General features: G+C 48.7%; 23 protein-coding genes, 3 tRNA genes, 1 pseudogene and 1 other annotated feature. Of the genes and pseudogenes, 1 reads left to right on the plus strand and 26 read right to left on the minus strand.

Features of this window, described 5'->3' with window-relative positions; all coding sequences use genetic code 11:
• Positions 1 to 67: 67 nt before the first annotated feature.
• The 22 genes and pseudogenes from HDCHBGLK_RS18695 to HDCHBGLK_RS16815 form a co-directional block, all read right to left on the minus strand.
• Positions 68 to 244, minus strand: coding sequence for a hypothetical protein (locus HDCHBGLK_RS18695; RefSeq protein WP_004605181.1), 177 nt, complete (start codon positions 242 to 244; stop codon positions 68 to 70).
• A complete protein-coding gene (locus tag HDCHBGLK_RS20120) occupies positions 219 to 341 on the minus strand; it encodes an NUDIX domain-containing protein (protein ID WP_233440704.1) in 123 nt (40 codons plus the stop codon). Before HDCHBGLK_RS20120 ends, HDCHBGLK_RS18695 begins: the two co-directional genes overlap by 26 nt.
• Before the next feature lie 112 nt (positions 342 to 453).
• Positions 454 to 627, minus strand: a pseudogene (locus tag HDCHBGLK_RS20125) (MATE family efflux transporter); the annotation flags it as partial.
• A gap of 151 nt (positions 628 to 778) precedes the next feature.
• Positions 779 to 851 (minus strand) — tRNA-Thr (locus HDCHBGLK_RS16725).
• Positions 852 to 932: 81 nt separating this feature from the next.
• Positions 933 to 1,544, minus strand: coding sequence for a sigma-70 family RNA polymerase sigma factor (locus HDCHBGLK_RS16730; RefSeq protein WP_004605178.1), 612 nt, complete (start codon positions 1,542 to 1,544; stop codon positions 933 to 935).
• 29 nt (positions 1,545 to 1,573) lie between these two features.
• The gene (gene rlmB, locus HDCHBGLK_RS16735) at positions 1,574 to 2,326 is read right to left on the minus strand and encodes a 23S rRNA (guanosine(2251)-2'-O)-methyltransferase RlmB (RefSeq protein ID WP_004605177.1); all 753 of its coding nucleotides are present in this window, start codon (positions 2,324 to 2,326) and stop codon (positions 1,574 to 1,576) included.
• A 12-nt stretch (positions 2,327 to 2,338) separates the two neighbouring features.
• Positions 2,339 to 2,785, minus strand: coding sequence for a Mini-ribonuclease 3 (locus HDCHBGLK_RS16740; protein WP_004605176.1), 447 nt, complete (start codon positions 2,783 to 2,785; stop codon positions 2,339 to 2,341).
• Positions 2,770 to 4,176 carry a cysteine--tRNA ligase gene (gene cysS, locus HDCHBGLK_RS16745; protein ID WP_004605175.1) on the minus strand — a complete coding sequence of 469 codons (1,407 nt, stop codon included), beginning with the start codon at positions 4,174 to 4,176 and terminating at the stop codon, positions 2,770 to 2,772. The genes HDCHBGLK_RS16740 and cysS overlap by 16 nt, the downstream gene beginning before the upstream one ends.
• Complete coding sequence (gene epsC / locus HDCHBGLK_RS16750; RefSeq protein WP_004605174.1) at positions 4,163 to 4,876, minus strand: serine O-acetyltransferase EpsC; 714 nt, start codon at positions 4,874 to 4,876, stop codon at positions 4,163 to 4,165. The genes cysS and epsC overlap by 14 nt, the downstream gene beginning before the upstream one ends.
• Positions 4,877 to 4,943: 67 nt before the next feature.
• Positions 4,944 to 5,182: a binding site (T-box leader), on the minus strand.
• 72 nt (positions 5,183 to 5,254) lie between these two features.
• Positions 5,255 to 7,336: a sensor histidine kinase gene (locus HDCHBGLK_RS16755; RefSeq protein WP_039909271.1), complete on the minus strand. Its 2,082-nt coding sequence runs from the start codon at positions 7,334 to 7,336 to the stop codon at positions 5,255 to 5,257.
• Complete coding sequence (locus HDCHBGLK_RS16760; RefSeq protein ID WP_004605172.1) at positions 7,308 to 8,015, minus strand: response regulator transcription factor; 708 nt, start codon at positions 8,013 to 8,015, stop codon at positions 7,308 to 7,310. The genes HDCHBGLK_RS16755 and HDCHBGLK_RS16760 overlap by 29 nt, the downstream gene beginning before the upstream one ends.
• 36 nt (positions 8,016 to 8,051) lie before the next feature.
• On the minus strand, positions 8,052 to 8,696 hold the full coding sequence (locus HDCHBGLK_RS16765; RefSeq protein WP_233440706.1) for a DUF374 domain-containing protein: 645 nt from the start codon (positions 8,694 to 8,696) through the stop codon (positions 8,052 to 8,054).
• The gene (locus HDCHBGLK_RS16770) at positions 8,620 to 9,888 is read right to left on the minus strand and encodes a glycosyltransferase (protein ID WP_009248578.1); all 1,269 of its coding nucleotides are present in this window, start codon (positions 9,886 to 9,888) and stop codon (positions 8,620 to 8,622) included. The genes HDCHBGLK_RS16765 and HDCHBGLK_RS16770 overlap by 77 nt, the downstream gene beginning before the upstream one ends.
• 47 nt (positions 9,889 to 9,935) lie before the next feature.
• Entirely contained in the window at positions 9,936 to 10,445 is a 510-nt protein-coding gene (locus HDCHBGLK_RS16775) for a DedA family protein (RefSeq protein WP_009248579.1), read from the minus strand.
• Between the two features lie 436 nt (positions 10,446 to 10,881).
• The gene (locus tag HDCHBGLK_RS16780) at positions 10,882 to 11,904 is read right to left on the minus strand and encodes a GNAT family N-acetyltransferase (RefSeq protein ID WP_004605167.1); all 1,023 of its coding nucleotides are present in this window, start codon (positions 11,902 to 11,904) and stop codon (positions 10,882 to 10,884) included.
• A gap of 161 nt (positions 11,905 to 12,065) precedes the next feature.
• Positions 12,066 to 12,611 carry a 2-C-methyl-D-erythritol 2,4-cyclodiphosphate synthase gene (gene ispF, locus HDCHBGLK_RS16785; protein ID WP_004605166.1) on the minus strand — a complete coding sequence of 182 codons (546 nt, stop codon included), beginning with the start codon at positions 12,609 to 12,611 and terminating at the stop codon, positions 12,066 to 12,068.
• A 3-nt stretch (positions 12,612 to 12,614) separates the two neighbouring features.
• The gene (locus tag HDCHBGLK_RS16790; RefSeq protein ID WP_004605165.1) at positions 12,615 to 13,010 is read right to left on the minus strand and encodes a hypothetical protein; all 396 of its coding nucleotides are present in this window, start codon (positions 13,008 to 13,010) and stop codon (positions 12,615 to 12,617) included.
• Between the two features lie 187 nt (positions 13,011 to 13,197).
• Positions 13,198 to 13,271: transfer RNA gene (locus tag HDCHBGLK_RS16795), tRNA-Met, on the minus strand.
• Positions 13,272 to 13,292: 21 nt separating this feature from the next.
• A tRNA-Val gene (locus tag HDCHBGLK_RS16800) sits at positions 13,293 to 13,365 on the minus strand.
• Between the two features lie 133 nt (positions 13,366 to 13,498).
• Complete coding sequence (gdhA, locus tag HDCHBGLK_RS16805; RefSeq protein ID WP_004605163.1) at positions 13,499 to 14,833, minus strand: NADP-specific glutamate dehydrogenase; 1,335 nt, start codon at positions 14,831 to 14,833, stop codon at positions 13,499 to 13,501.
• Between the two features lie 284 nt (positions 14,834 to 15,117).
• A complete protein-coding gene (locus tag HDCHBGLK_RS16810) occupies positions 15,118 to 18,876 on the minus strand; it encodes a phosphoribosylformylglycinamidine synthase (RefSeq protein ID WP_039909270.1) in 3,759 nt (1,252 codons plus the stop codon).
• A gap of 91 nt (positions 18,877 to 18,967) precedes the next feature.
• Entirely contained in the window at positions 18,968 to 19,675 is a 708-nt protein-coding gene (locus tag HDCHBGLK_RS16815) for a TIGR01906 family membrane protein (RefSeq protein ID WP_039909269.1), read from the minus strand.
• A gap of 96 nt (positions 19,676 to 19,771) precedes the next feature.
• Here HDCHBGLK_RS16815 and HDCHBGLK_RS16820 point away from each other — a divergent pair, with 96 nt between their 5' ends.
• Positions 19,772 to 20,662 (plus strand): LysR family transcriptional regulator, encoded by an 891-nt coding sequence (locus HDCHBGLK_RS16820; RefSeq protein WP_174722025.1) that lies wholly within the window; start codon positions 19,772 to 19,774, stop codon positions 20,660 to 20,662.
• A 24-nt stretch (positions 20,663 to 20,686) separates the two neighbouring features.
• Here the strand turns inward: HDCHBGLK_RS16820 and HDCHBGLK_RS16825 are convergent, their stop codons facing one another.
• From HDCHBGLK_RS16825 to HDCHBGLK_RS16840, 4 genes are all read right to left on the minus strand, one after another.
• Positions 20,687 to 23,068: an ATP-dependent DNA helicase gene (locus HDCHBGLK_RS16825; RefSeq protein WP_004605159.1), complete on the minus strand. Its 2,382-nt coding sequence runs from the start codon at positions 23,066 to 23,068 to the stop codon at positions 20,687 to 20,689.
• 64 nt (positions 23,069 to 23,132) lie between these two features.
• Complete coding sequence (locus tag HDCHBGLK_RS16830; protein WP_004605158.1) at positions 23,133 to 23,900, minus strand: TIGR03915 family putative DNA repair protein; 768 nt, start codon at positions 23,898 to 23,900, stop codon at positions 23,133 to 23,135.
• The gene (locus HDCHBGLK_RS16835; RefSeq protein WP_174722019.1) at positions 23,878 to 25,206 is read right to left on the minus strand and encodes a putative DNA modification/repair radical SAM protein; all 1,329 of its coding nucleotides are present in this window, start codon (positions 25,204 to 25,206) and stop codon (positions 23,878 to 23,880) included. Before HDCHBGLK_RS16835 ends, HDCHBGLK_RS16830 begins: the two co-directional genes overlap by 23 nt.
• Before the next feature lie 93 nt (positions 25,207 to 25,299).
• Positions 25,300 to 25,842, minus strand: coding sequence for a TetR/AcrR family transcriptional regulator (locus HDCHBGLK_RS16840; protein ID WP_009248587.1), 543 nt, complete (start codon positions 25,840 to 25,842; stop codon positions 25,300 to 25,302).
• Positions 25,843 to 25,847 lie beyond the last annotated feature (5 nt).

The following is a 25,847-nucleotide window of genomic DNA, read 5'->3' on the forward strand; positions in this document are numbered from 1 at the left end:
GACGTTTTTTAAGCAGCGTGAAGGCCTGTACGATTATCGACGCGTGGTCAACGGCGATCAGCCTCGGCTAAATCACTTTGAATTTCTTATCCCGGATCAGCCCGCATCCTGCCTCTTCCTCTACCAGCGCTTCGGTCTTAAAGACCCGCTCCTCGTTTTCCACTTTCAGGCTGTACGTGTTCCATACCCTACCGTCTTTTTGGACAGACTTCAGGCGCTCAAGGCTTACGCCGCACCCGTTCATAATCCCCGTAATTGGCAATCTGCTCCATGACAACACCCTTTACGCCGGTCTCTTCTTCTAATTCTCGCATGGCCGTATCTTCCAGATTCTCCCGCAAGTCGATAAAGCCTCCCGGCAGCGCCCACAGCCCGATGCTTGGATGGTTTCCACGGAATTCCTCCGAAATACACTTGAAGATAAGTGACCGCCTGCCCGAATACCTCCCCCGGCGTCCCCATGGCCCTAAGGATTGCCGGAGCCAGAAGGATGCCCGCTGCGGTCAGGATGATCCCTGCTCCCATCGCGATCGCAATCATCGTATGGACTGCCTTCCTTACGCCCTCCTTATCCCGGGCACCGAAAAATTGGGAGATGACGACGCCGGCGCCGGCAGACGCGCCAATGCAGAATCAGCGGAATGGAAAAAAACAGTATCTTCCGCCAAATTTTTTCATGCTTTTTTTCCTTTGTAAATATCTTTCCTTACGATTCGCCTCTTTTGAAGCAAAAAAAGACTTTCAGAAGATGTAATCTCCTGCAAGCCTTTGAATATCAAGCTGCCGAGCGGAATCGAACCGCCGACCTCCGCCTTACCAAGGCGACGCTCTACCGACTGAGCCACGGCAGCATGCATATGTGATATGCAACGTTAATAATATACAATATATTGGGTAGATTTGTCAATATCCTTTCGACGATTTTCCAACTTTTATTTTTCCAGTTCCTTTTCCAGTATCTTCTCCGTCTTGTTCTTAATCCGCTGGAGCGCATTGTCAATCGTCTTGGGGCTCTTGTCCAGGAGTTTTGCAATTGTCTTATAATCGGTACCCAGAAGATGCAGGTACAGCACCCGGTTCTCCAGGGCGCTGAGATTCTCTTCCAGCTTGCTTTCCAGCAGCATGGCATATTCCCTGCTGACCAACAGTTCCTCCGGGTTGCTCTCGCCTCCTGCTTCCATGGTCTCAATCAAGGATACCTTCTCATCATTCTTCTCATAGAGAGAGATATAAGTGTTCAAAGGACTGTGCTTTTTCCGCTTAGATGCCTCGATGGCCGAATACATCTGACGGGTAATGCAGAGTTTTGCAAAACTGTAAAACGACGTCTCCTGTCGCACATCATAATCCTGCACAGCCTTAAAAAGGCCGATCATGCCCTCCTGGATCAGGTCGTCATTCTCTCCGCCCAGCAGGTACATGGCGTTCGCTTCTTTCCGTACCAGGTTCTTATATTTTTCCATGACATAGTCGATCACGGTCTTGTCCCCGTCACGGAGCCTGCAAATCAACTGCTCGTCCGTCATCTGCTCGAATTTAGCCATACGTATCCTCTCTTTCCAGCCAGGAATCTCTACTTTCTTCTCTGTCTGACGATCTCATAGGCCAGTACGCCTGCCGCCACCGATGCGTTCAGGGAGTCGATGTCCCCATTCATCGGAATACGGGCGGTGAAGTCGCAGGTTTCCTTCACTAGGCGGCTGACGCCCTCGCCCTCATTGCCTATTATCAGGCCGATGGGGCCGGTCAGGTTCAGATCGTACATTTCCTCCCCGCCCATATCCGCGCAGACAAACCATAGCCCCTTTTCCTTCAGGGATTCCATCGTCTTGGCCAGATTGGTCACCTTGGCCACCGGCGTATAGTTAAGCGCGCCTGCGCTTGTCTTTGCCACCGTGGCTGTAAGCCCGACCGCACGGCGCTTCGGAATGATGACTCCATGGGCGCCTGCCAGATTAGCCGTACGGATGATAGCGCCCAGATTATGAGGGTCCTCGATATTGTCCAGCAGGATCAGAAACGGATCCTCCCCCTTGCTTTCTGCTAATTTAAGCATATCCTCCACATCCGCGTACTCGTAGGCCGCCGCATAGGCGATAACTCCCTGATGTCTTCCTGTCTCGGATATCTGGGACAGCCTTTCTTTGGTGACGAACTGAAGTATGGTATCATGCTTTTTGGCTTCCCGGACAATCGTCCTGATCGGCCCGTCCTGGCATCCATCCAGCACAAAGAGTTTGTCAATGGGCTTGCCGGAGCGGAATGCCTCCAACACCGCATTGCGCCCTTCTATGATATTTTCATTTATTTGCTTGTCTTCTTTCATTCTTAGAACTCCTTATATACATTCATCCATGCTCTCTAATCCTATTTTAACCAGTTCCAGCATTCTTTTCCACTCTTTTTTCAAATATAGATACCCCATCAGCGCCTCAAAGCCGGTAGCCCTCCGGTAATCTGTGATGGACTGGTTCTTGGCCGGCGACACGCTTTTGGCGTTTCTTCCCCTTTTAAAGACCGCATGCTCCTCTTCCGTCAGATGCTCCTGAATGGCGCGCATCATCTTAGACTGGGCGGATGCCTGAACCCTCATGCTGGTCTCCTTGTGAAGTTTCTGTACCTGCCTGTTACCTTCATTGACTACCAGCGACTTGATGATCAGGTCATAGATGCTATCCCCGATATATGCTAAAGTAAGAGGTGAATATTCCTTAATATCCACCTCTTTCATCTGGAACAGTTCCTGCATATAAGTGTCAAACTCCCACTTTACGCTTTTTTCCATTTTACCCCTTCTCTTGTGTCTTCCAGCACAATGCCTTTTGCCAGCAATTCATCCCTGATCGCGTCTGCCCTTGCAAAATCCTTTGCCTTGCGGGCTGCCTGGCGCTCTTCTATCATCTTCTCGATATCCTCGGCCAGCATTTCTTCCTTCTTATCCACGATCAATCCCAGCACGTCTGTCAGCTTCACCAGAAGATCGAAGAGGTTCTGAAGGAACTCCTTGGACTTATCGGCATCCGCCGTCGTATTAATATATTTGACCAGGTCGAACACGGACGCGATGGCATCTGCCGTGTTAAAATCATCATCCATTGCCCGTTCAAATTCCTGCACATATTCCGCCGTCTTTGCAAATGCCGCTTCTTCTTCCTGCGTCATAGACTCTGACTTGGCATTTCCAAGTAGAAACTTCAGGTTGTCAGCAGCATTGACGATCCGCTCCAGGCCGCTCTTGGACGCTTCCATCAGATCAGCGCTGAAATTCAGCGGGCTTCTGTAATGGGCGCTCAGCATGAAGAATCTCAGGATCTGAAGATCATACTGCTGGCTGATCTCCCGCACGGTGCGGAAGTTGCCCAGTGATTTGCTCATCTTGCGGTTGTCTATATTCAGGAATGCGTTATGCATCCAGTATTTCGCGAATTCCTTGCCATTAGCAGCCTCGCTCTGGGCGATCTCGTTTTCATGGTGAGGGAATACCAGGTCTTCCCCGCCTGCGTGGATATCAATCTGCTCGCCAAGGTATTTCTTGGACATCTCCGAGCACTCGATGTGCCATCCCGGACGGCCATCGCTCCATGGAGACTCCCATGCAGGCTCCCCTTCCTTCTTTGGCTTCCACAATACGAAGTCCAATGGATCTTCCTTCTCATCCTCGCCTGTTACCAGAAGGGAACGCTCTCCCGAACGCAGGTCATCCAGATTCTTGTGGGACAGTTTGCCATATTCTTCAAATTTCCTGGTGCGATAGTATACGGTGCCGTTCTTCTCATAGGCATATCCTTTGTCAATCAAGGTCTGGATCATGTCAACCATGCCGCAGATCTCTTCCGTAGCCATGGGATTCTTGGTGGCCGGTTTAATATTCATGCCATCCATATCCTTCTTGCATTCCGCGATATAACGCTTGGAAATCTCGTCGGAAGATACCCCTTCTTCGATCGCCCTTTTGATAATCTTGTCATCTACATCCGTAAAGTTGGAAACATAATTTACATCGTAGCCTTTGTATTCAAAATATCTCCTCACCGTATCAAATACGATCATGGGCCTTGCATTTCCGATGTGAATGAAGTTATATACGGTAGGCCCGCATACGTACATCTTTACCTTTCCTTCCTCCAAAGGCACGAATTCTTCCTTCTGCTTGGACAGCGTGTTATACAGCTTCATATCTACTTTCTTCCTCCTTGTCTAATACTTCTATATTTTCCTCTTTCATGCACTTCATACGTCTTTCCATCTCCTGAAGCCTGGTGTGCAGCCTGATATTGTCTGCCTGCAGTTCCCGGATGTCATTGCTGATCGGATCCGGAAGATGGATCTGATCCATGTCAAGCCTTGGGATCTTCTGATCGCCCATCTTCACGATTCTTCCCGGAACTCCCACCACCGTACAGTTGGGGGGAACCTCTTTGAGCACTACGCTTCCTGCGCCGATCTTCGAGTTTTCCCAAATGGTAAAGGACCCCAGGACTTTGGCTCCCGCGCTTACCATCACATTGTCCTTAAGAGTCGGGTGCCGCTTCCCCTGTTCCTTTCCCGTTCCACCAAGGGTGACTCCCTGATACAAGGTGACATTGTCCCCTATTTCTGCGGTCTCTCCGATGATCACGCCGCTTCCATGGTCGATAAAAAGGCCTCTCCCAATGGTCGCGCCCGGATGGATCTCGATCCCTGTCTTCCTCACCGCTCGCTGGGACACCCAACGCGCCAGGAAATAATGCTTTTTCAAATATAACTTGTGGGCCACCCTGTAACGCAGGATAGCCTTGAAGCTGGGATACAGGAACACTTCCATATTCGACTTGATGGCCGGATCCCGTTCCCGGATCACCTGAATCTCTTCCTTGATGTAGGATATCATGCCCATAAAACCCTCTCCTTCTAATCATAGGGAACTTTGTTCCCCATTGCATAAAAAAAACTCCGTCTCTTATGCAAGAGACGGAGTATATCCGCGGTTCCACTCTTATAGAGGACATTCGTGCACAAAAACATCCTCCACCTTGGTACACGTAACGTGTGTAATCCCGTACCTGGCTACTTGCCGCACGCGTTCGCCAAATCGACTCCCGGATGCACTTCACAGATACTTCCCTTAAAACTGCTTTCAGCCGGTGACAGTTTCTCTCTTTCAGTTCCATAGCCTGCTACTCTTTCCGTTCAGCGTCTTTTTTCTGTATAGGATATATAATATGTGAAAACGTAATATTTGTCAACACAATTTTCTTAAGGCATGGCCTTATATTTATTTTAATCGGAACCGCAGTTCTGCCTTGAACAGGTCTGCCTCTGTCGTTATCTTAAGCTTTCCGCCCTGCAATTCTGTAAAACTCTTGACGATCGCAAGGCCCAGGCCGCTGCCTTCCGTATTCCTTGCAGAGTCTCCCCGCACGAAGCGTTCTGTGATCTCTTCTGAATCAAAATTCAGTTCCGCAGCCGAGATATTCTTCATCCTTACGACCGCTTCCTGGCCTTCCTGGCCGATTTCTATATAGACCCTTGTATTCGGCATGGAATATTTGATGATATTAGCCAGCAGATTTTCAAAAATCCGGTAGGTCTTCTGGCTGTCCAGCGGGGCGATCAGTTTCTCCTTGGGATAGGCACAACGCAATTCCAGGCCTGCCTCCTGAATCTTATCTTCCAGTTCCAGCTTCACCTGCTTAAACAGGTTGGACACGTCTATGTCCATGATATCCAGCGTGACATTCTTGCTGCTGGCCTTGCTGATCTCGAAAAGATCCTCGATCAGCACCTTCAGCCGGAGGGACTTTCTCTCCAGAACCTGAATATAATCCTGGCGCTTTTCCTCGTCCTTTTCTTCCTTCAGAAGATTGACGTAGGTTATGATCGCCGTCAGCGGAGTCTTCAGGTCATGGGAGACATTGGTGATCAGTTCCGTCTTCATGCGCTGGCTCTTTACCTCTTCGTCCACCGCTTTTTTGAATCCTGACTGGATCTTCTGTATCTCTGCCTTAAATGGGTTGAATACGCCCAGATCGTCGGTAATGCTGGCATCCAGATTTCCTTCCGCGATCTCGTTGGTAGACTGAAGCAGCAACGCATACTTTTCCTTCAAATCATTAAAATATTTCCTCAGTACGAAGAACAGCAGCACCGAATAGATGATCAGCGCCATGATTCCAAAGAACCACATCGAGCAGATGAACACAAGAATCACAAAGTTGCAAGCAACAATCTTCAATATAGTCCTGTTATTCTTCTCGCTGAAATCAATGTTATCGAAGGAGTGGTAAAGTCGATCCAGCCATCCCTTCACCTTGCCCGCTATCCAATGCCATCCCCGCTTGATATATTTCCAAGATGGAACGAGGAAGGTGCGTTCCTTCACATAACGTTTTCCTCCAAGGGTGAACACCTGGCGGAGGCATCCCGCCGTCCAGTATACGATGCCGAATATCACGATCCAGCACAGTACATCGATAAACATCACGCGGCCTTCATTTCTGATAAACATGTAGCCGCAGTTGTTGCCAAGCGTTGCGGCCATCATGCCAAATACGATCGCTACTGCCTCAAAAGGCGCCCTGAACACCAATTCATTCCCTGTATTTAAAGATTTAAGAAATGGGTACAGAAAAGCTGCTATCGCTACGGCTGCCATAAGGATCGTAATCAGGCCTACTGCCTCTCCCGGCGTATAGAAGCCGCTGTAGTATTCATTATCCATATATTTATCAATATTTTCTTCGGTCATTGCGTAGATATAGGTTCTGTTCTTCGGTCTTTCCAGATCATGCTCGTTTTCAAGCCTGGAAAAAATATTGTCATACTTGGAATCGTCCATATTTCCGATCACTTTACGCAGCTCGATGCTCTGGTCCTCCTTGTATTCCCCCTTTGCAATCTTGGCATCAATGGTACCATTCTTATCATAGGTGATCACAATTCCAAGCGCATAAGAGGAAAGCGTCTTATCTGTCAGGCTGGTTCCGGAATTTGCCGTGCTTTTTGTCACTAGTTTCCCGTCCTCGTCTTCCACCCGGTAGTCAAGATACGGGTACAGTTCTTCAAAATCGTACAAAAATGTCGGCTCATTTTCCTCCAGCATTTCTTTGACTTCTTCTGCCGTATCTTCTCCGTCTTCCTCACTGTTCTCCATATTATAGAGAAGATACCCGGCTCCTATGAATTTCTCCATGAAATTGCTGGAACAGACGGCTGATTTGTCTATGCTTTCCTGGCCCTTCGCGGTCTGCCTGTAGTATCTTGGATATTGCTGTATCACAGCCATTGCAGGCACAAATATGGTTAATGCAATCAGTATGACTGCAAGTTTATGCTTGTTTTTCAATTTTGTATCCAACTCCCCACACCACCTTCAAATATTTTGGCTCTTTCGGATTGATTTCTATTTTCTCACGGATATTTCTTACATGGACCATAATGGTATCCGTATTTACCGCCCGCTCATTCCACACGCGCTCGTAGATCTCCTCCGCGGAGAACACTCTTCCCGGATTCTTCATCAGAAGCAGCAGTATCTTGTACTCCATAGGCGTCATCTTTACCGACTCGCCATCCACCGTCACCTCTACCGTATCTTCATTAATCTCAAGGCCCCCTATAGTATAGACGCTTGAGGAGGCTTCCCTCTGGTTCAGCTTCTCGGCAAACTTGCGGTAGCGCCTCAGTTGGGAATTGACCCTTGCCAGCAGTTCCATCGGGGTAAACGGCTTGGTCACATAGTCGTCGGCTCCCATATTAAGTCCCATGATCTTATCCACTTCTTCTGATTTGGCGGACAGGAAAATTACCGGAAAGTCGTACTTTTCCCTAAGCTTGATCGTCATCTGGATGCCGTCCATCCTTGGCATCATCACATCCACGATAGCCAGATGGATCTCTTCCTTCTCGATTATCTTCAGCCCTTCCACTCCATCCGCCGCCTGAAACACCTGGTATCCCTGGCTCTTCAGATATATCTCCACACCTTCGCGTATCTCCTTGTCATCTTCTACTATCAGCACATGATTCATTTCCATCTCTTTATATATTCCTTTCCCTGTCTTTTCAGTCGTCTATTCCAGCACGCCTGCTGCCATTATACTACATTCGGACTCTTTCTGGTATACCCTTATCCTAGGTGCCTTCTGACAGGAGGCAACGTCATAGTCGTCGAAGCGGACCGTGATCCGGGAAAACGGAAGCGGAATACGGTAGTGGTCCCAGCGATTTCGAAGGGAGATCTTTCTGGAGTAAGACAGGGTGACTCCGGTGAGCCTTGCATTACTCTTTTCTGACAGGAAATATATCAGTTTCTTTGGAATATGCCTTGGTCCCAGCGGGCCATCCATGGCGATCGCCACGCTCCTCGTATCATTTTCCATAGACTTTAGTATCTCCTTAAGCGTGCCCGCGTTGCAAAAACCATAGCCGATCCTTACCGCGTCCCCGCCGGCCTTTTCCAGAAGGTACTGGACATATTCCCCTCTTTCATCTGCGGTCACCAGGACAGAGACCTCCCCTCCCTGACGGGAAATATGCGATAGCACCAGGTTCATCGCAAAACTGTCCTCATGCCAGAACCCTACGATATTATGGAAAGCAAACTGCTCCGGCTGCTGATACTGGATGCGCACCGTTTTCTCAAGACACTTTAAATAGCCGTAGAAAAGACGACACAGTATGGCCCTTTTCATAGATCTGGCTTTCTCCATATCCATATTTTTCTTCTCTCCTTTCTAATACCCTGCGGTAATTCTCTTCTGCCTGGGCAGCAATATAACTCATCCGGTAATTTTCCGCCTTCTTCTTCGCCTCTATCTTAAGCCTCGCCATATTATCCGGATCGGATAGCATCCCGGCAACGCAAGAAGCAAATTCCTTCTCATCTTCTTTTGCCAGATATCCATTGCATCCGTCGCTTACGATGTCATCGACTCCGCAGGCGCTTATGGCTGCCACCGGGAGACCGGAAGCCATGGCTTCTGCCAGCACGATTCCCTGGGTCTCGGACTTTGAGGCAAATACAAAGGCATCGCAGGCCTGCAGATAGTTCCTGACTTCATCGTTGGGAATCTGGCCTATGAAACTTACCACATCCTCGATTCCTAACTCCTTAACGTAGGCTGCAATCCCTGCCCGCTCCGCTCCATCGCCCACTACCACCAGCCGGACATTCCCTTCTGTCTGCGACTTTAACTGGTACATGCAGCGCATCAGGAAGTACAGGTTCTTCTCCTTATCCAGCCGCGACACCGTGCATAGAAGATGTTCTCCTCCACCTAAATACCGTTTCCTGATGGCCTCCGCCTGTTCCTTATCTTCTTCAAAGGATTCCTTTGCAAGCCCTGTAGGAAGAACCCTGACCGGCGTCTTGATCTTCTGCCCTCTCAGATAGTCCGCCATTCCTCTCGACGGCGCAATAACCATATCGCAACGCTTCATGTAGTTGGCCATATAATAGGGCAGCATCTTCTTTCCCTGCCTGAGGATATGGCCCTTGATCGCCTCCTGACCGCTTTCTTCCGAAAAAAGTTTAATATAATGCAGATACTCTTCATATCTCGTATGGTAGGTATATACCAGCGGAATCTTATACTTCCGGCTAAGGTGGACAGCCACATTTCCGATCAGCATAGGCTGATGCACATGGATCAGGTCAAATTGGCGCCACCGGAATTCCTGATTGATGCGGGCATCCAGGATATTGGGGATAGCCATTCCGTTCTTCATCCTTTTTTCACAGGAGCGGTACCGTATGACATCCTCCTCCCAGTATTCGTCCTCATATTCCGGGGCGAATATGCACACTTCATGTCCTCTTTTGCGCAAACTCTGCGAAAGACGCTCAACGGATATGGGAACGCCTCCTATAAAAGGCTTGTAATTGTTTGTCATCATTGCGATCTTCATGTCGATTCCTCCCATTCTCATCTATTTCTATAAATCCCTATCACTCCCTAAGTCAGAAGATTCCATACAGAATCCCCCAGAAAATATCCGGCTCCGATAAACACCAGATTCCACAGCACCACTCCCATCAGCGAACTGATCGTATACTTGGCAAAATCCATGGAGATCATACCCGCCGGAATGGAAACCAACGTCCTGACCATTGGAAGAAGCTTGCTGACAAACACGCCTATCGGCCCCTTTCGCCGCAGAACATCAATATTTTTCTCCAGAAGTTCCCTGTGCTTTGGGAACTTCTTTATATAAAACCGGAAGAATGCGTCTCCGCCCAGCCTTCCGAGAAAATATAAAATCCAGCTGCCGAGCAGACCCGCCGCGGCTGACAACGCCATCACCGTCAGGAAACCAATCTGCCCCCGCGCCGCCCATATGCCTGCCAGCGGCATGATTATGCCGGCCGGGAAGCCCGGGAGATTCATATATTCCAGCAGAACGATCACAAACACGAATATGGCGCCATACTGCGTAAAATACTGTGTAAGTTCCTGTATTCCCATCTGTAGTACCTTCCTTTTTCCTGATGTTATAAGCATACCCGGGAATTCTTAAGAGACCCGCCAGGAAAATCTAAAGATATTCTAAAGATGACACGTAACATTTTTCACTTTTGCACGTAACATTTTTCAAAAGTGTTACGTGCAACCATTACACAACAGGTGCGTAAAATTGACATAACTCCTGTGCAAAATGAAAAAGCCCTGCCCCTAAATGGAACAACGCCTTTTTCTTATATATACGGTCAGCATGTCAAAACGAAAAGTAACATTTTCCCCGGCATGCTGCCTTCTATATTATTTTTCACACCACTATTTGCAATTTTACACAAGAGTTTGTACAAGATTACACACCAGTTAGATAAGTTGGACACGTAACATTTTTCACTTTTACACGTAACACTTTTGATAAGTGTTACGTGTCACACCACCTCACGTATCACACCACCTCATTCAGATATATCTTCGACAGGGGAATTATTTTTTTTAATTCTTCTTTCATCCGCTCCGACATCTGCACGTCTTTTTCCTGGCATGCTTCATCCACTGTCTTTGCTCCGAATATGAGGCTTGCAAGTGCTGCTATGGTAATGGTTCCTTCGCTATTTTCCGGCTTTCCTTCCATCAGCATGACGCCGGAGAACTCTGTGCCGGTCAAGAGCAGGTAACGATTATTTTCTTCTAAAATGGGGTCTGTCACCTGAAAGCAGACGCCCATAAGGGATCTGAGGCTTAATGACATCAAGATCCTGCGGACATCTACAATCCTAATCATAATCTTAGGAGGTCCTTCTAATACTTCTTCCTCTTCTGCTACTTTTTCCCCTCCCGGAATGCATATCTTACAATTCACAATCCCGCCGTCCTTGCGGAAAATTATGATTCCTCCTCCATCGCTTTTATACTCCTTTAAAAGCCTCTGGTAATAGGCTTCATCCCGGATCGCAAAGACCTGGAAATGTTCTGCCAGATACTTATTGGCAAATTCCGCCAGTTCCTTGCAGTCTGCGTCCGTGGCCTCTTTAATGCAAATGTCTTCCGAAGGCTCTTCCTGGCGATAATATCGTTTCTTTTGCTCATATACCGTCCGAAAGTCAAAGGGCAGATAGATGCTTTCTGACGCCGGCATCAAAAATGTGAAGGCTTCTCCCGCCTGATACATATCTTCAAGGGATTTTTTAAGAAGCGATGCCATATACCCTCTCTTCCGGTATTCTTTCTGAGTAGCAACGGCAACAATATAATTAGCATCTTTCCTGCTCCCATTCACCCACAAAGAATAGGGATTCAGATGCAGCATCGAACGAATCTTTCCATCTTCTTCTATCACATATATCTGGTTATCTTTTGTTTTCTCTGTATAATAATATTCTACAAACCTCGCACTATCCTCGCTGAATACTTCTTCATATAACGATTGGCTTGCCTGATGTTCCTGAAGTTCCAACTTGCGTAATCTCATTTTTTCACCTTCAAATATTTTAAATCAATTTATTCAAATGTCCTATCCTCGTTATTTCAAAGTTCGTCTAATCAGCCGGCCTTTTCCGCTTATTTTACACATGAGGGCAGCCAACCTCTACAACTCCTATCTTGCATAAGGGCAGCCGATCCGTGCAACTTCTATCTTGCATGAGGACAGCCGCCGCATCCGGCGCATCTTCCCTCTTCGGGTCCAACAGCATAACTATAGTTGGCAATCGCTTCCAGGCTTGCGATGGCCTGGGCGGATATTCCCTCGCCACTGCCGGTAAAGCCCAGCCCTTCTTCGGTGGTTGCCTTGATATTTACCTGGTCGATATCGATATGCAGCACATTTGCCACATTTGCTCTCATCGCTTCAATATAAGGAGCCATCTTTGGGCGCTGGACAATGATGGTTGCATCAATATTTCCAATTACATAAAGTTTATCTTCTACTAACTTCCCCACGTGCTCCAAAAGTTTCATGCTGGATGCCCCTTTGTATTCAGGGTCTGTATCGGGAAAATGCCGCCCTATATCTCCAAGTGCCGCTGCCCCCAGAAGCGCATCCATAACGGCATGCACAAGGACATCCGCATCCGAGTGCCCTAATAACCCTTTATCATAAGGTATTTCCACTCCTCCAAGAATCAGTTTTCTGCCCTCTGTCAACTTATGAACATCGTATCCCATTCCAACACGCATATCCTAATCCTCTTTTCCCGAATTATCCTGCTCGATAGTCTGCTCTTCCCCGCAAGAATTTATTCCATCTGATTCATCCGATGTCTCGCTTTCCTTTACGGAAATATTTTCCTTTTCCTCCACAGAAACAGTATCATCTGACGGCTCTGCATCTTCTTCAGACGCCCCATCCTCTTCTATTGCGTCCTTAAACGGATCTCTGTATTCATGCTTGATATACTTCTTCAGGTTAAACAGACAGCAGGCTGCGCCAATTATTAAAAACAGCACCCCTACGACTGTATACAGAATATAATTCTCCGGTTTTTCTTTCATGGCATCCGTGACGAGTCCTCCACCAAGATAGGCAAGATAGCCGCCCGCAATTACCATCAGCATAATTCGCCCTTTCGTTTGCATATCTATGTTCCTCCTTTTGCTTCTTTTTCCTATGTGTATTGTTTTACATGCGACTGACGCTTTTCTTCCACATGTTTTGTATTATATATGATTTGACATTTTTTGTATAGTGATGATTGCATAAAAAGGGCTTGTCTTAAAAATTACAAAAAAGAAAAAGCCTATGCTTATAGGCTTTTTCTTTCAGTAGCGGGAACTGGATTTGAACCAGCGACACCACGGGTATGAACCGTGTGCTCTAGCCAACTGAGCTATCCCGCCATATGCAATTTTAGGTATATATGGGACCAATAGGGCTCGAACCTATGACCCTCTGCTTGTAAGGCAGATGCTCTCCCAGCTGAGCTATGATCCCATATTCTTGCGGGTCCTTATCTCGAACCCGCTTTGCTATTATACTATTGAAATCCATTAATTGTCAACACTTTTTTTAATTTTTTTACAAAATCCGAAAATAAATTCTATGTGGTGCAGAGGATACACCTGTATTAAACGATTCCCTGAGCGTTCATAGCCTCTACAACCTTCTCAAATCCTGCAATATTGGCGCCAATGACATAATTTCCTTCTGCATCATAGCGTTTTGCGGCATCTGCCATATTGTGGCAAATATTTACCATGATGCCCTGAAGCTTGGAGTCTACTTCTTCAAAAGACCAGCTTAAACGCTCGCTGTTCTGGGACATTTCAAGAGCGGATGTGGCAACGCCGCCGGCATTCGCCGCCTTTCCTGGAGCGAATAATATGCCATTCTGCTGCAGATATTGCGTTGCTTCCAGCGTTGTAGGCATGTTTGCGCCTTCCGCTACTGCAATGCATCCATTCTCCACCAGCATCTTTGCGTCTTCCAGATGAAGTTCGTTCTGGGTTGCGCAAGGAAGGGCAATGTCAACCTTTACAGACCATACGCCGCGTCCTTCATGATATTCTGAATTCGGACGGTAGTTCTTGTATTCCGTCAATCTTGCACGCTTCACTTCTTTGATTTCTTTCAATGCTTCTACGTCAATTCCATCCGGATCGTATACCCATCCATTGGAATCACTGACCGTCACTACTTTTGCGCCAAGCTGGAAAGCCTTCTGGGTAGCATAGATCGCAACATTTCCGGAACCGGATACGGCAACCGTCTTTCCCGCAATATCATGCCCATTGATCTTCAGCATCTCTTTTGTCAGGTACAAAAGGCCGTATCCTGTTGCTTCTGTCCTCGCAAGAGATCCACCGTAACTTAAGCCTTTTCCGGTAAGCACGCCTTCATATACGCCCCGGATTCTCTTATACTGGCCAAACATATAGCCGATCTCTCTGGCGCCTGTTCCGATATCTCCAGCCGGAACATCCGTGTCAGCGCCAATATATTTACAAAGTTCTGTCATAAAACTCTGGCAGAATGCCATTACTTCTCTGTCTGATTTGCCTTTCGGATCAAAGTCGGAACCGCCTTTTCCGCCTCCAATAGGAAGGCCTGTCAATGAATTCTTGAAAATCTGCTCGAAACCAAGGAACTTAATGATTCCAAGGTTGACAGATGGGTGAAGGCGAAGGCCTCCTTTATAAGGTCCGATCGCGCTGTTAAACTGAACGCGGTAGCCTGTGTTCACCTGGACTTGCCCCTTGTCATCTACCCATGGCACGCGGAATTTAAACTGTCTCTCCGGCTCGACCAGTCTCTCCAGCAGAGCATCCTTTTTGTACTTTTCTTCATTAGCCTCTACCACTACTCTCAATGATTCCAATACTTCTTTTACTGCCTGGTGGAATTCCGGCTCTGCTGGATTCTTTGCCACTACTTTTTCCAGGACTTCATCAACATATGACATACTTTTCTACCTCCTAAAACTTAATAACAAAACGGGCAGACAAAGTCTACCCGCCTGTACGATGCTTTTGTCCTTTAATATTGTAAAGGAATTCTATATAGAACACAAGAATTTTTTTAAAAATTTTTTCCATTTCTGCAATTTTAAATTCGTTTTCCTGCAAACAGATGATTTTTTTGTGCAGTTTTTCCCACGCCTATCGGGAGTATCTGCAACAACACATCGACCATGTTTCATTTTGCATCTCTTAGCATTCTAGACATCGTGGTATTTTAAGCATCCAATTATTTAAAGTACTTGACACCGGATTCAAAGATCTTCAGATCCTGCTCTCCATAAATGTTCATGGCTACGGAGCGGGCACGTCTCTCTGAATGGGCCATCTTGCCAAATACCCGGCCGTCCGGACTCGTGATTCCTTCGATCGCGCAGTAGGAGCCATTTACATTCCATTCCTCATCCATACTGATATTTCCGTTTAGATCACAATACTGAGTTGCAACCTGCCCATTTGCAAAAAGTCTATCGATCCATTCCTTGCTGGCCACGAATCTTCCTTCTCCGTGGGATGCAGGATTGGTATATACGCCGCCTAGTTCTGCCTGTGCAAGCCATGGGGACTTGTTGGTCACTACCTTGGTATAGACCATCTTGGAAATATGGCGGCCTATGGTATTATAAGTCAAGGTCGGAGACTCCTCTGTCTGTCCGGTGATCGCCCCATTTGGAACCAGCCCAAGCTTAACCAGAGCCTGGAAGCCGTTGCAGACGCCCAAAACCAGTCCATCTCTTTCATTGAGAAGCTTCTCTACCGCCTCTTTCATCTTTGCATTCTGGAATGCGGTTGCAAAGAACTTGGCAGAGCCATCCGGCTCGTCGCCTGCGCTGAATCCGCCTGGGAACATGATCATCTGCGCCTGGCCGATCGCTTCCTCGAATACGCTGACAGAATCCAGGATATCCGTTGCGCTCATATTCTTGAATACCTTGGTGATTACGTTCGCTCCTGCCCGTTCAAATGCCCTTGCGCTGTCATACTCGCAGTTGGTTCCCGGGAATACCGGTATGAATACGGTTGGCTGGGCGATCTTATGGCTGCAGATATGGATGTCAGAAGTCTTATATAGTCCCGTCTCAATCTTCTCTTCCTGTCCTTCTGCCCCGGAATTGGTAGGGAATACCGGCTCAAGCGTTTCCTTCCATGCGCGCTCTGCCTCGGCAAGGCTGATCTTTTCATTTCCGTAAGAGAATGTGGCATCTTCCGTTACTTCTCCGATTACCGTATACGTAATGCCAAGTTCCCCTACCTTGTCTGCCGGCACTTCCGCGATGATATCGCCAAAAGCAGGGGCAAAGAGATCTCTTGCATCTATATTGTGCTCGATCTTTACGCCCATCCCATTGCCAAAGGCCATCTTGCTTACAGCCGCGATGACGCCGTGCCTGTCGAGGGCATAGGCTGCCACAATCCTGCCGCTGTGAATATCTTCCGTGAACTTCGCATATTGCTCCATCACTTTTTCATATTTGGGAATATCGTACTCGTCCGTCTCGATGCTGAGCCAAACCAGCTTATTTCCTGCCTGCTTCAGTTCCGGCGTAATGATATCCTTTTCCGCAGCCACATCCACTGCAAATGATACCAGGGTCGGAGGTACGTCGATATCCTCAAACGTTCCAGACATGCTGTCCTTGCCGCCGATAGACGGAAGCCCGAATCCAAGCTGGGCATTGTAGGCGCCGAGAAGTGCTGCAAAAGGCTGGCTCCATCTGTGCGGATCCTCTGTCATCCTGCGGAAGTATTCCTGGAATGTAAAACGAATCTTCTTGTGGTCTCCGCCTGCTGCCACGATCTTAGCCACGGATTCCGTCACTGCATAGATGGCCCCGTGGTATGGGCTCCAGGTAGAAAGGTAAGGATCGAATCCATAACTCATCATCGTCACAGTGTCGCACTCTCCCGTCTGTATCGGCAGTTTGGCAACCATAGCCTGCGTCTCCGTCATCTGGTACTTTCCTCCATGAGGCATAAATACGGAAGACGCCCCGATAGAGCCGTCGAACATCTCCACAAGGCCTTTCTGGGAGCATACGTTCAGGTCTTTCAATGTATCAAGCCATTTTTCCTTCACATTCTTTACTTCTTCTCTTCCAAGAATGCTGTCCGCACGACTTGGAATATCTACGGCAACGCTGGTCTCCTGGTGCGCCCCGTTGGTATCCAGGAAGGCGCGGGAAAGATTGACGATCTCTTTGCCTCTCCATGACAGCACAAGCCTTGGCTCCTCCGTTACTACCGCTACTTTGGTAGCCTCCAGGTTCTCTTCCTTTGCGTACGCCATGAATTCGTCCACATCTTTCGGATCAACCACTACCGCCATACGCTCCTGGGACTCGGAGATGGCAATTTCCGTTCCGTCCAGGCCCGCGTATTTCTTCGGAACCTTGTCAAGGTCTACTCTCAGGCCGTCAGCCAGTTCCCCGATTGCCACGGACACGCCGCCCGCGCCGAAGTCGTTGCACTTCTTGATCAGCCGACTTACTTCTTCCCTTCGGAACAGACGCTGGATCTTACGCTCCGTAGGCGGGTTGCCCTTCTGTACTTCCGCGCCGCAAGTCTCAATGGACTCTTCCGTATGTACCTTGGAAGATCCGGTCGCGCCGCCGCAGCCGTCACGTCCTGTACGGCCGCCCAGAAGGATGATGATATCGTCGGGATCAGACGTCTCCCGGATGACCGCACGTCTCGGCGCTGCTCCCAGGACTGCTCCTATCTCCATTCTCTTAGCCACATAATTCGGATGATAGATCTCCTTTACCGCTCCTGTGGCAAGACCGATCTGATTTCCATAAGAACTGTATCCGTGTGCCGCCTCTCTTACCAGTTTCTTCTGAGGAAGCTTGCCCTTCATCGTGTCATTGACGGACACGGTAGGATCTGCCGCGCCTGTCACGCGCATTGCCTGGTATACATAGGTACGCCCGGACAACGGGTCACGGATCGCTCCGCCCAGGCAGGTTGCCGCTCCGCCGAAAGGCTCGATCTCCGTTGGGTGGTTGTGGGTCTCATTCTTAAAGTTCACCAGCCACTCTTCTTCCACGCCGTCTACCTTGATCGGCACGACGATACTGCAGGCATTGATCTCGTCAGACTCTTCCTGATCTTCCAGCTTGCCTTCCTTCTTCAGTTTGCGCATCGCCATCAGGGCCAGATCCATCAGGCACACGAACTTGTCCTCCCTGCCTTTGAATATCTCGCTGTGGTCGCTTAAATACTGCTTATAGGTATCTTCTATGGGCTCCCTGTAATCGCCCTCGCCAAAAGACACATCCTTAAGCTCTGTTGAAAACGTCGTGTGGCGGCAATGATCAGACCAATAGGTGTCCAGCACGCGGATCTCTGTCATAGAAGGATCACGGTCCTCTTCCTTGCGGAAATAATTCTGAATATGAAGAAAATCCTTAAAGGTCATTGCTAGCCCCAGCGAGCCATACAGTTCCATTAACTGATCTTTTGCCATGTCTTTGAATCCCTCAAAGATAATGACATCTTCCGGCTCGTCAAACTTTGTCAACAGTGTCTCCGGCTTCTCGGTACCGGTTTCCCGGGAGTCCACAGGATTGATGCAGTGCTCCTTGATCGCTTCGAACTGTGCATCCGTAATATTCCCTTCAATCACATAGGTGGTAGCCGTCTTAATGACAGGCTGTTCGTCTTCTTTGATAAACTGCACGCACTGTACCGCGGAATCCGCACGCTGGTCAAACTGCCCCGGAAGGAACTCTACGGAAAATATCCTGCTTCCCGGCGCACTCTGGAACTCCTCTTCATACAGAGTGTCAACCGGCGGTTCTGCAAATATGCCGTTGCATGCTTTCTTAAAAGTCTCTTCGGAGATATTTTCCACATCATAGCGGATCAATACCCGGACATTCTGAATATCCTTAATCCCCAGATAACTCTTCAACTCATGCTTCAGTTCCTCCGCCTGCACCGCAAATCCTGGCTTCTTCTCGACGTACACTCGTTTTACATTGCTCATAAATCTTCCTCCATCCATGAATTTTACGCTTTTTATGGTTCTATTGTATCATATGTTTTGTTATTAATTAAATTAATATAACTTAACCTTCTTATAATCTATGCTTATTATTATCCTTCATTGCCACCCTCCATATACGGAAGATTCCCCACAGAATCATCAGCATGACAATGAAGGCAATTCCTATCCGTAGTACCATATCCGAAAAGAATCCTTCCGGAAGCATCCGTATCATATAGTCTGTAGCTGAATCAAACATCCAAAGGTCATTAGTAAAGAATATTTCATGGAAAATAGTAAAGCACTTTGTAAAATCTATGGCAAACGCAATTCCCAAGAAGGCAACAATGGCTAGAAATATGGCAAGGGCAGCCGAATATGCCCTGGGTATCAGCACTTTCCAGTCCGCATTCGTCAGAATCAGGAGTGCCAGAAGGACCAGCGCCAGCATAAGGCAGGCAGTCCTAACCTTAAGCCCTCCAAGAAACAGATTTCTTACGTCCGCCATATGAAGCCTGTCCTGCTCATTGAAGAAATCCTTCTTCTCGCCTTCCACCGTAGTTATCACGGACAGTTCCTCCTCCTCGCCGATCAGATATGCCATCATATGCTCCGTCACCCGCATGACATCATTCATCTTCATTCCAAGCGCATCGCAAACTGTATACTTTTCATACTCCTTCTGATAAAACTTATACTCCGAGTCCCCATAAATAACCAGCTGGAAACTGGTGATCAATACCGATATAATGATAAGCAGCATGGCCGCCGCTGCCATCAATTGCTGTGTTTTTTTCATGTCTTGACTCCTCCACCCCCATTCTATCATAATAGGAGTTGTAATTCACTCCCTTTTCGCTTATAATACTTAGTAATTTTATAAGGAGGACTTATGATGGATGTTAATTATGAATTATATAAAGTATTCTACTTTGTAGCCACAACCCTCAGTTTTTCAGAAGCTTCCAAGCAACTGTTCATCTCCCAGTCAGCGGTCAGCCAGTCCATCAAGGCTTTGGAGAAGAAACTGGACCAGACTTTGTTCATCCGCAGCACCAAAAGGGTACGCCTGACCCCTGAAGGGGAGATTCTGCTGCGCCATGTGGAGCCGGCGATGAACCTGATCAAGCGGGGAGAGGCGCAGTTGATGGAAACCAATTCCAAAGGCGGACAGATAAGGATCGGGGCGAGCGACACCATCTGCCGGTACTTCCTGGTACCCTATCTGGAAAGATTCCACAAGGAATTTCCCGGCGCCCATATCAAGGTCACCAATGCCACCTCCATCCGCTGCGTGGAACTGCTGGAAAGCGGCCAGGTGGATCTGATCGTAGTCAACTACCCCAATCCTTACCTGGGAAATATTACCGGTGTCAGAAAGATCCGGAAATTCAGGGATGTCTTCCTCGCCAATGAGTCTTTCGCCGAACTCAAAGGCATGAAACTGGATCTGGAACAGCTGCTTAAGTATCCTATCCTCATGCTGGATAAACGGAGCACCACCAGCGAATTCCTTCATTCCCTGTTCCAGCAGCGCCAACTGGATTTGGTGCCGGAGATCGAGTTAAGCAGCAATGACCTGCTAATTGATCTTGCCAGCATCGGCCTGGGGATCGCCTTCATTCCTGATTACTGCCTGCAAAGAAAAAGTGACAGCCTCTTTATCGTTGAGACTAGCGAGGAACTTCCCTCCCGTGAATTGGTCATTGCCTACAATGAACAGATTCCGGCCTCCAAGGCCACCTTGGAATTCTTAAACTTCTTTCCCGGGGCAAAGTTTTCTTAGCAAACTGGCTGTTTTTGGGAGGGCTCAGGCCTTGTCCATCCCATCCCAGAACGTTTCGATCATCCCGGTCACGTTCCTGGCATTGCACCATCCATACTGGCTCCATTCCCGGGGGAAGGTCTCCTGATACCTTCCGTCCCGGAACCGCTCATCCAGAAGCAGGATGATACCGCAGTCCTGATCGGTCCGTATGACCCTTCCAGCAGACTGCAGGACCTTGTTCATGCCTGGATAGAGATAGGCATAGTCGAATCCTCTTAGCCCGTGGGAATCAAAATATGTTTTCAGCAGTTCCCGCTCCCTGCATACCTGGGGCAGTCCTGTCCCTACGATAATGGCTCCGATCAGCTTGTCCATAGCCAGATCGATGCCTTCTGAAAAGATGCCGCCCATCACGCAGAAGCCCATCAGGCTATTGTCTTTGTCTTCCTCAAAATTCTCCAGGAATATCTCCCTTGCCTCCTCCGACATATACCTGGACTGCATCACATACTCGATCTTACGGCCCCCGTAGCAGGGTACGCTCTCCAGCAAAGATACAAAAACTCCATAGACCTCTTCCATAAAATAGTAGGAAGGAAAAAAGGCAATATAGTTTCCTTTCCTGCTTCTTGCTACCTGGATCAGATATTCGGCATACCGCCGGTACATTTCCTCTCCACGGCTTGTATACTTGGTGCTGACATCCGTGCCGATCAGCAGAAGGCGCTTCCTTGCGTCAAAAGGAGACTCTGCATAGATGGCGTAATCCTCCTTCGAATTGCTCAAAAGTTTCTTATAATAGTGGATAGGGAGCAGCGTTGCGGAGAAGAATACGGTGCTGTTTCCCCTATCCAGGAACTGGGCGAGGCAGTTGGCCGGGTTCACGCAGAACAGACGCAGTTTGAACCTTCCATCCTCCTCCAGTTCCGAATAGATCAGATAATTCTCATCCAGTCCCTCATGAATGTTCGCAAACATACGTACGGCAAAATATAATTCCAGCACTTCCTTGCGTATCTCCTCGTTGCGGCACTCTTCCAAGTAACGTTCCATCTCCGTCATCAGCGCAAGCAGTTTCAGGTAGATATGGGCTACGCTGTCCAGTATCTGGTAATCCTCGCACTCCCGCTTCAGCGCCAGAAGCTGCTTGTTGCACTCATCCAGCCGGCTGGCCAGTCTGCTGTCCTCGGCTTTTACCAGACGCTTGATCTTAAGGAAATCCTCTTTATAGATGCTGGCGCTGTACATCTCCCTCCCCCGTTCCACCAGATTATGAGCCTCGTCGATCAGGAACAGATACTCGCCTTTATTTCCCTCGCCGAAAAACCGCTTCAAGTGCGCATTGGGATCAAAAACATAATTATAGTCGCAGATGATTGCATCCACCCACAGCGACACGTCCAGCCCCATCTCGAACGGGCACACGTTCCATTTTCTCGCCTGTTCTTCTATCACCTCCCGGCTCATCTCATCTGTGGAGGCCAGCAGTTCATACACCGCGTCATTCACCCTGTCAAAATGCCCCTTGGCGTAAGGGCAGTCATCCGGATTGCAGTTTGTCTCCTCGCAGAAGCAGATCTTCTCCTTGGCGGTGAGCACGATCACTTTCATGCGCAGATCCTGGGCTTTCAGGGAGTCAAATGCCTGCCACGCCACCGTTCTGGTAATCGTCTTGGCCGTCAGGTAGAATATCTTCTCTCCCAGCCCTTCCCCCATGGCTTTTACAGCCGGGAACACCGTGGAGATCGTCTTTCCCACTCCTGTAGGGGCCTGTACGAACAACTTTTTCTTGCGAAGGATGGTGCGGTAGACGCTGGTGACCAGCTCCTTTTGTCCCTCCCGGTAAGAAAAGGGAAATTCCACCTGCCGTATGGATGCATTCCGCTTCTTCCTCCACTCAATCTGATAACGGGCCCATCTCTCATAAGAAGCTGTCAGTTCCTGAAACCAGGCTTCCAGTTCCTCGAAGGCATATGTGCTTTGAAATCGCTTGATCTCCTCCGTCTCCATATTACAGTAGGTCATCTGCACGCCAATCTCCTCCAGGCCATTCTGCCTGGCATAGATATAGGCGTAGCACTTTGCCTGGGCCAGATGCACCAGGATGGGCTCTTTCAATGTATCCAGTTCCTTGAAGATCCCCTTGATCTCGTCCACCACGGGTCCCTGCGGCGTATCCATGATTCCGTCTGCACGCCCCTCTATCAGCAGCAGGAATCCATTGCAGGCAACCTCCTGCTTCAGGGAGACCTCTGCATGATAGTCAGCACCCATCTGCCGCTGGATCTTCCGGTGGATCTTGCCTCCAAGCAGCATGGCGTCCTTGTCAGTCCCTGCTATTCTATTGTCAATATCGCCGCCGCGCAGTATAAATTCCACCAGGCTGCGCACGGAGATCCGAATCACTGGCTGTTCCAAATCCATAGTCCTTTTCGTCCTTCATCTACATTTCTTCCTATTGTATCATAGATTTTCCTTCTGTCGCAGCCTAATTCGTAAATTCCACCATATTGGGGCGAAACCGCAAGGGCAGGTGCTGCAGCTGGCACCTTCTGTTGGTGCGGGATTCTATGGCTATAGTCTTGCAGAAGTCCTTCCACAATCTGGAATACCGGGCTTCCTTTTCCGACACTTCAAGGCTCCCCTTCCTATCCAGCATATCGTCCCATATCAGAATCCATTTCTTCTTTGCCTCATGCACCACGAACATGTCATGGCTCTTGTCATGAATCATCCAGTTCTCCAGTGGCAGACGGTTCGCAAAATGAGGAGCCAGGCAGGTAAGCACCTGGGACTTGGGCGTAATCTGCGCGTACAGGACGCCGTTTTTTAATTCCTGGAATCTCAGGAAGCCTTTCAGCGCATGAGCCTCCCCTCCCACGGTACGGCTCAGTTCAAATACCTTCTCCACCTTAGGATGGCTTAAGTGCTCCATGATCCTGGTGCTGTCGGGAAGCGTCCTTGCCGCCAGCATGGTGCCAAGGATCGCGTCCCCCTTGTCTTTATCCGCCGCCAGCACGGCATGATAGATGTCCCAGTATGCCTGTCTTCCCAGATGCTTCTTGATCAAATTCTCCACGGCGATCGCTTTATGCTCCGTCTCTTCCACTTCCACATAGTCGCAGAACAGTTGCTGCTCCAGCATCCCACGAAGGGCGATGGCGCAGTCTGCTTCCCCCCGGCCTGTCTTCCAGGCATCATAGATGCCGGAGAATATCCCCGTCACCGTATCGCTACACACATAGACCGTCTTCATAGAACTTCCCTCCGAACCTTACATCGTCGAACAGGGACAGCTGCCGATAACTCATGCCGTCAATCCCTTCCGGCAGCCTCTCCCTCGCATTCAGCAGATTTCTCGTAATATAGTCTTCCTCAATCTTGGTCGGATACATCATCTTTCCGCCGCAAGTGATAAAATACAGCGCCCGCTTAAGCACTACGCCCATCTTCTTTATATCCTGGAAGTTAAGGTTCCCCAATCTCCTGGCCTTGACAATCCGGGTGGCCGACTTATAGCCGATCCCCGGCACCCGCAGAAGCATCTTATAGTCTGCCCGGTTGATCTCCACCGGAAAATACTCCAGATGCTTCAGCGCCCAGTTGCACTTGGGATCAAACAGCACGTTGAAGTTCGGCGATTCCTCCGACAGCAGCTCGTCCGCCTGAAAATGGTAGTACCGCAGCAGCCAGTCCGCCTGATACAGCCGGTGCTCCCTAAGAAGCGGCGGCCCCTTGTCCGTACGCGCGGGTAGCGTGGCATCCTCATTCACATGGACAAAAGCCGAGAAAAACACTCTTTTTAACTCAAACTTCTGATAGAGGGCCTCCGTCACCTGCATGATCTGGTAGTCCGTCTCAGGGGTCGCCCCGATGATCATCTGGGTACTCTGCCCTGCCGGAACGAACCTGGGCGCATTGCGGTATACCTGGATCTCCTGCCGGTTCTGGGCCGCCTTGCTCTGCACCAGGCGCATGGGGGCCAGGATATTCTTCCTGCTCTTATGAGGCGCAAGAAGTCTCAGGCTCTCTGCCGTAGGAAGTTCCAGGTTGACGCTCATCCGATCCGCCAGAAACCCGATCCTGTGCACCAGTTCCTGGTTGGCGCCCGGAATGGCCTTTACATGGATGTAGCCCTGGAAATTGCATTCCCTGCGCAGCTTATACAACGTGGCATAAATCAGTTCCATCGTATAGTCCGGGCTATTCAGAATACCGGAACTTAGGAACAGCCCCTCGATATAATTGCGCCTGTAGAACTCCATGGTAAGCGTGCACACTTCATCCGGCGTAAAAGATGCGCGCCTGACATCATTGGTCCTCCTGTTGATGCAGTATTTGCAGTCATAGATGCATTCATTGGTATAAAGAATCTTAAGAAGAGAGATGCACCTTCCATCCGCCGAGAAACTATGGCAGATTCCGGTCTGCTCGCAGCTGCCCATGCCGGTCCCGTCATTGGCCCTGGCAGTCCCGCTGGAAGTGCAGGCCACGTCATACTTAGCAGCGTCCGTCAGAATATTCAGTTTCTCGTACATCGTCATGGACTCTTGGATCCTCATAATCATCCGCCTTTCATAAAACGCAGTAAGAACATACGTTTGTTTTCTACCATTATACAAACATATGTTCTTTCTGTCAATAGGACTCCTATGCTAATATTCAGCCTCATATAGCGGCTTTACCACTTCTGTCAGGTCGCTGATCACGGAGATCAGCGTCTGCATATCCTTATCCCGGTTCCTTTGGAACGCATGATACCCGCCCTGTATGCAGTAGCTTAGAATAATATTCCTGACCCTGTCCTTACGGTACTCCGGATGCTTTCTGAATATCATTTCCTTGATGCTGGTCTCGATCCTGTCCGCGAGATGATTCCTCTGGCTTCCGGAAAAAAGTATGGTGATCAGCGAATTCTGGGACAGATAGGCCAGAAATAATTCCCTTGTGAATTCTGCCGGATTCTCCATAATATATTCCGGATGCGAGATGCTATTGGTAATGGAGGAGACGACTTCCTCTTCCATCCGCTCCGACAAGTCATAGATATCCTTATAATGAGAATAAAAAGTAGACTTATTGATGTATGCGTGCTCGCACAATTCTTTAATGGTGATCTTCTCCAGGGGCTTCCTGGAGCGAAGTTCGATAAAGGCATTGCGTATCCCTTTTTCCGTTTTCTCAATCCGAAGATCCATGGCAT

Origin of the sequence: [Clostridium] scindens ATCC 35704 (genome assembly GCF_004295125.1) — a bacterium.
In the GTDB taxonomy this organism is placed as follows: domain Bacteria; phylum Bacillota; class Clostridia; order Lachnospirales; family Lachnospiraceae; genus Clostridium_AP; species Clostridium_AP scindens.

Coding starts and splice junctions, on each gene's coding strand:
- HDCHBGLK_RS16820 (WP_174722025.1), top strand. CDS start 19,772: ATGGATGTTAATTATGAATTATATAAAGTATTCTACTTTGTAGCCACA.
- HDCHBGLK_RS16840 (WP_009248587.1), bottom strand. CDS start 25,842: ATGGATCTTCGGATTGAGAAAACGGAAAAAGGGATACGCAATGCCTTT.
- HDCHBGLK_RS16770 (WP_009248578.1), bottom strand. CDS start 9,888: ATGAAGATCGCAATGATGACAAACAATTACAAGCCTTTTATAGGAGGC.
- HDCHBGLK_RS16730 (WP_004605178.1), bottom strand. CDS start 1,544: ATGGCTAAATTCGAGCAGATGACGGACGAGCAGTTGATTTGCAGGCTC.
- gdhA (WP_004605163.1), bottom strand. CDS start 14,833: ATGTCATATGTTGATGAAGTCCTGGAAAAAGTAGTGGCAAAGAATCCA.
- HDCHBGLK_RS16830 (WP_004605158.1), bottom strand. CDS start 23,900: ATGAAGACGGTCTATGTGTGTAGCGATACGGTGACGGGGATATTCTCC.
- cysS (WP_004605175.1), bottom strand. CDS start 4,176: ATGAAGCTGTATAACACGCTGTCCAAGCAGAAGGAAGAATTCGTGCCT.
- HDCHBGLK_RS16815 (WP_039909269.1), bottom strand. CDS start 19,675: ATGAAAAAAACACAGCAATTGATGGCAGCGGCGGCCATGCTGCTTATC.
- HDCHBGLK_RS18695 (WP_004605181.1), bottom strand. CDS start 244: ATGAACGGGTGCGGCGTAAGCCTTGAGCGCCTGAAGTCTGTCCAAAAA.
- HDCHBGLK_RS16765 (WP_233440706.1), bottom strand. CDS start 8,696: ATGGATATGGAGAAAGCCAGATCTATGAAAAGGGCCATACTGTGTCGT.
- ispF (WP_004605166.1), bottom strand. CDS start 12,611: ATGCGTGTTGGAATGGGATACGATGTTCATAAGTTGACAGAGGGCAGA.
- HDCHBGLK_RS16760 (WP_004605172.1), bottom strand. CDS start 8,015: ATGGAAATGAATCATGTGCTGATAGTAGAAGATGACAAGGAGATACGC.
- HDCHBGLK_RS16775 (WP_009248579.1), bottom strand. CDS start 10,445: ATGGGAATACAGGAACTTACACAGTATTTTACGCAGTATGGCGCCATA.
- HDCHBGLK_RS16790 (WP_004605165.1), bottom strand. CDS start 13,010: ATGCAAACGAAAGGGCGAATTATGCTGATGGTAATTGCGGGCGGCTAT.
- HDCHBGLK_RS16825 (WP_004605159.1), bottom strand. CDS start 23,068: ATGGATTTGGAACAGCCAGTGATTCGGATCTCCGTGCGCAGCCTGGTG.
- HDCHBGLK_RS16835 (WP_174722019.1), bottom strand. CDS start 25,206: ATGAGGATCCAAGAGTCCATGACGATGTACGAGAAACTGAATATTCTG.
- rlmB (WP_004605177.1), bottom strand. CDS start 2,326: ATGAAAGAAGACAAGCAAATAAATGAAAATATCATAGAAGGGCGCAAT.
- HDCHBGLK_RS16780 (WP_004605167.1), bottom strand. CDS start 11,904: ATGAGATTACGCAAGTTGGAACTTCAGGAACATCAGGCAAGCCAATCG.
- epsC (WP_004605174.1), bottom strand. CDS start 4,876: ATGGGCATGATATCCTACATCAAGGAAGAGATTCAGGTGATCCGGGAA.
- HDCHBGLK_RS16810 (WP_039909270.1), bottom strand. CDS start 18,876: ATGAGCAATGTAAAACGAGTGTACGTCGAGAAGAAGCCAGGATTTGCG.
- HDCHBGLK_RS16740 (WP_004605176.1), bottom strand. CDS start 2,785: ATGGAAAAAAGCGTAAAGTGGGAGTTTGACACTTATATGCAGGAACTG.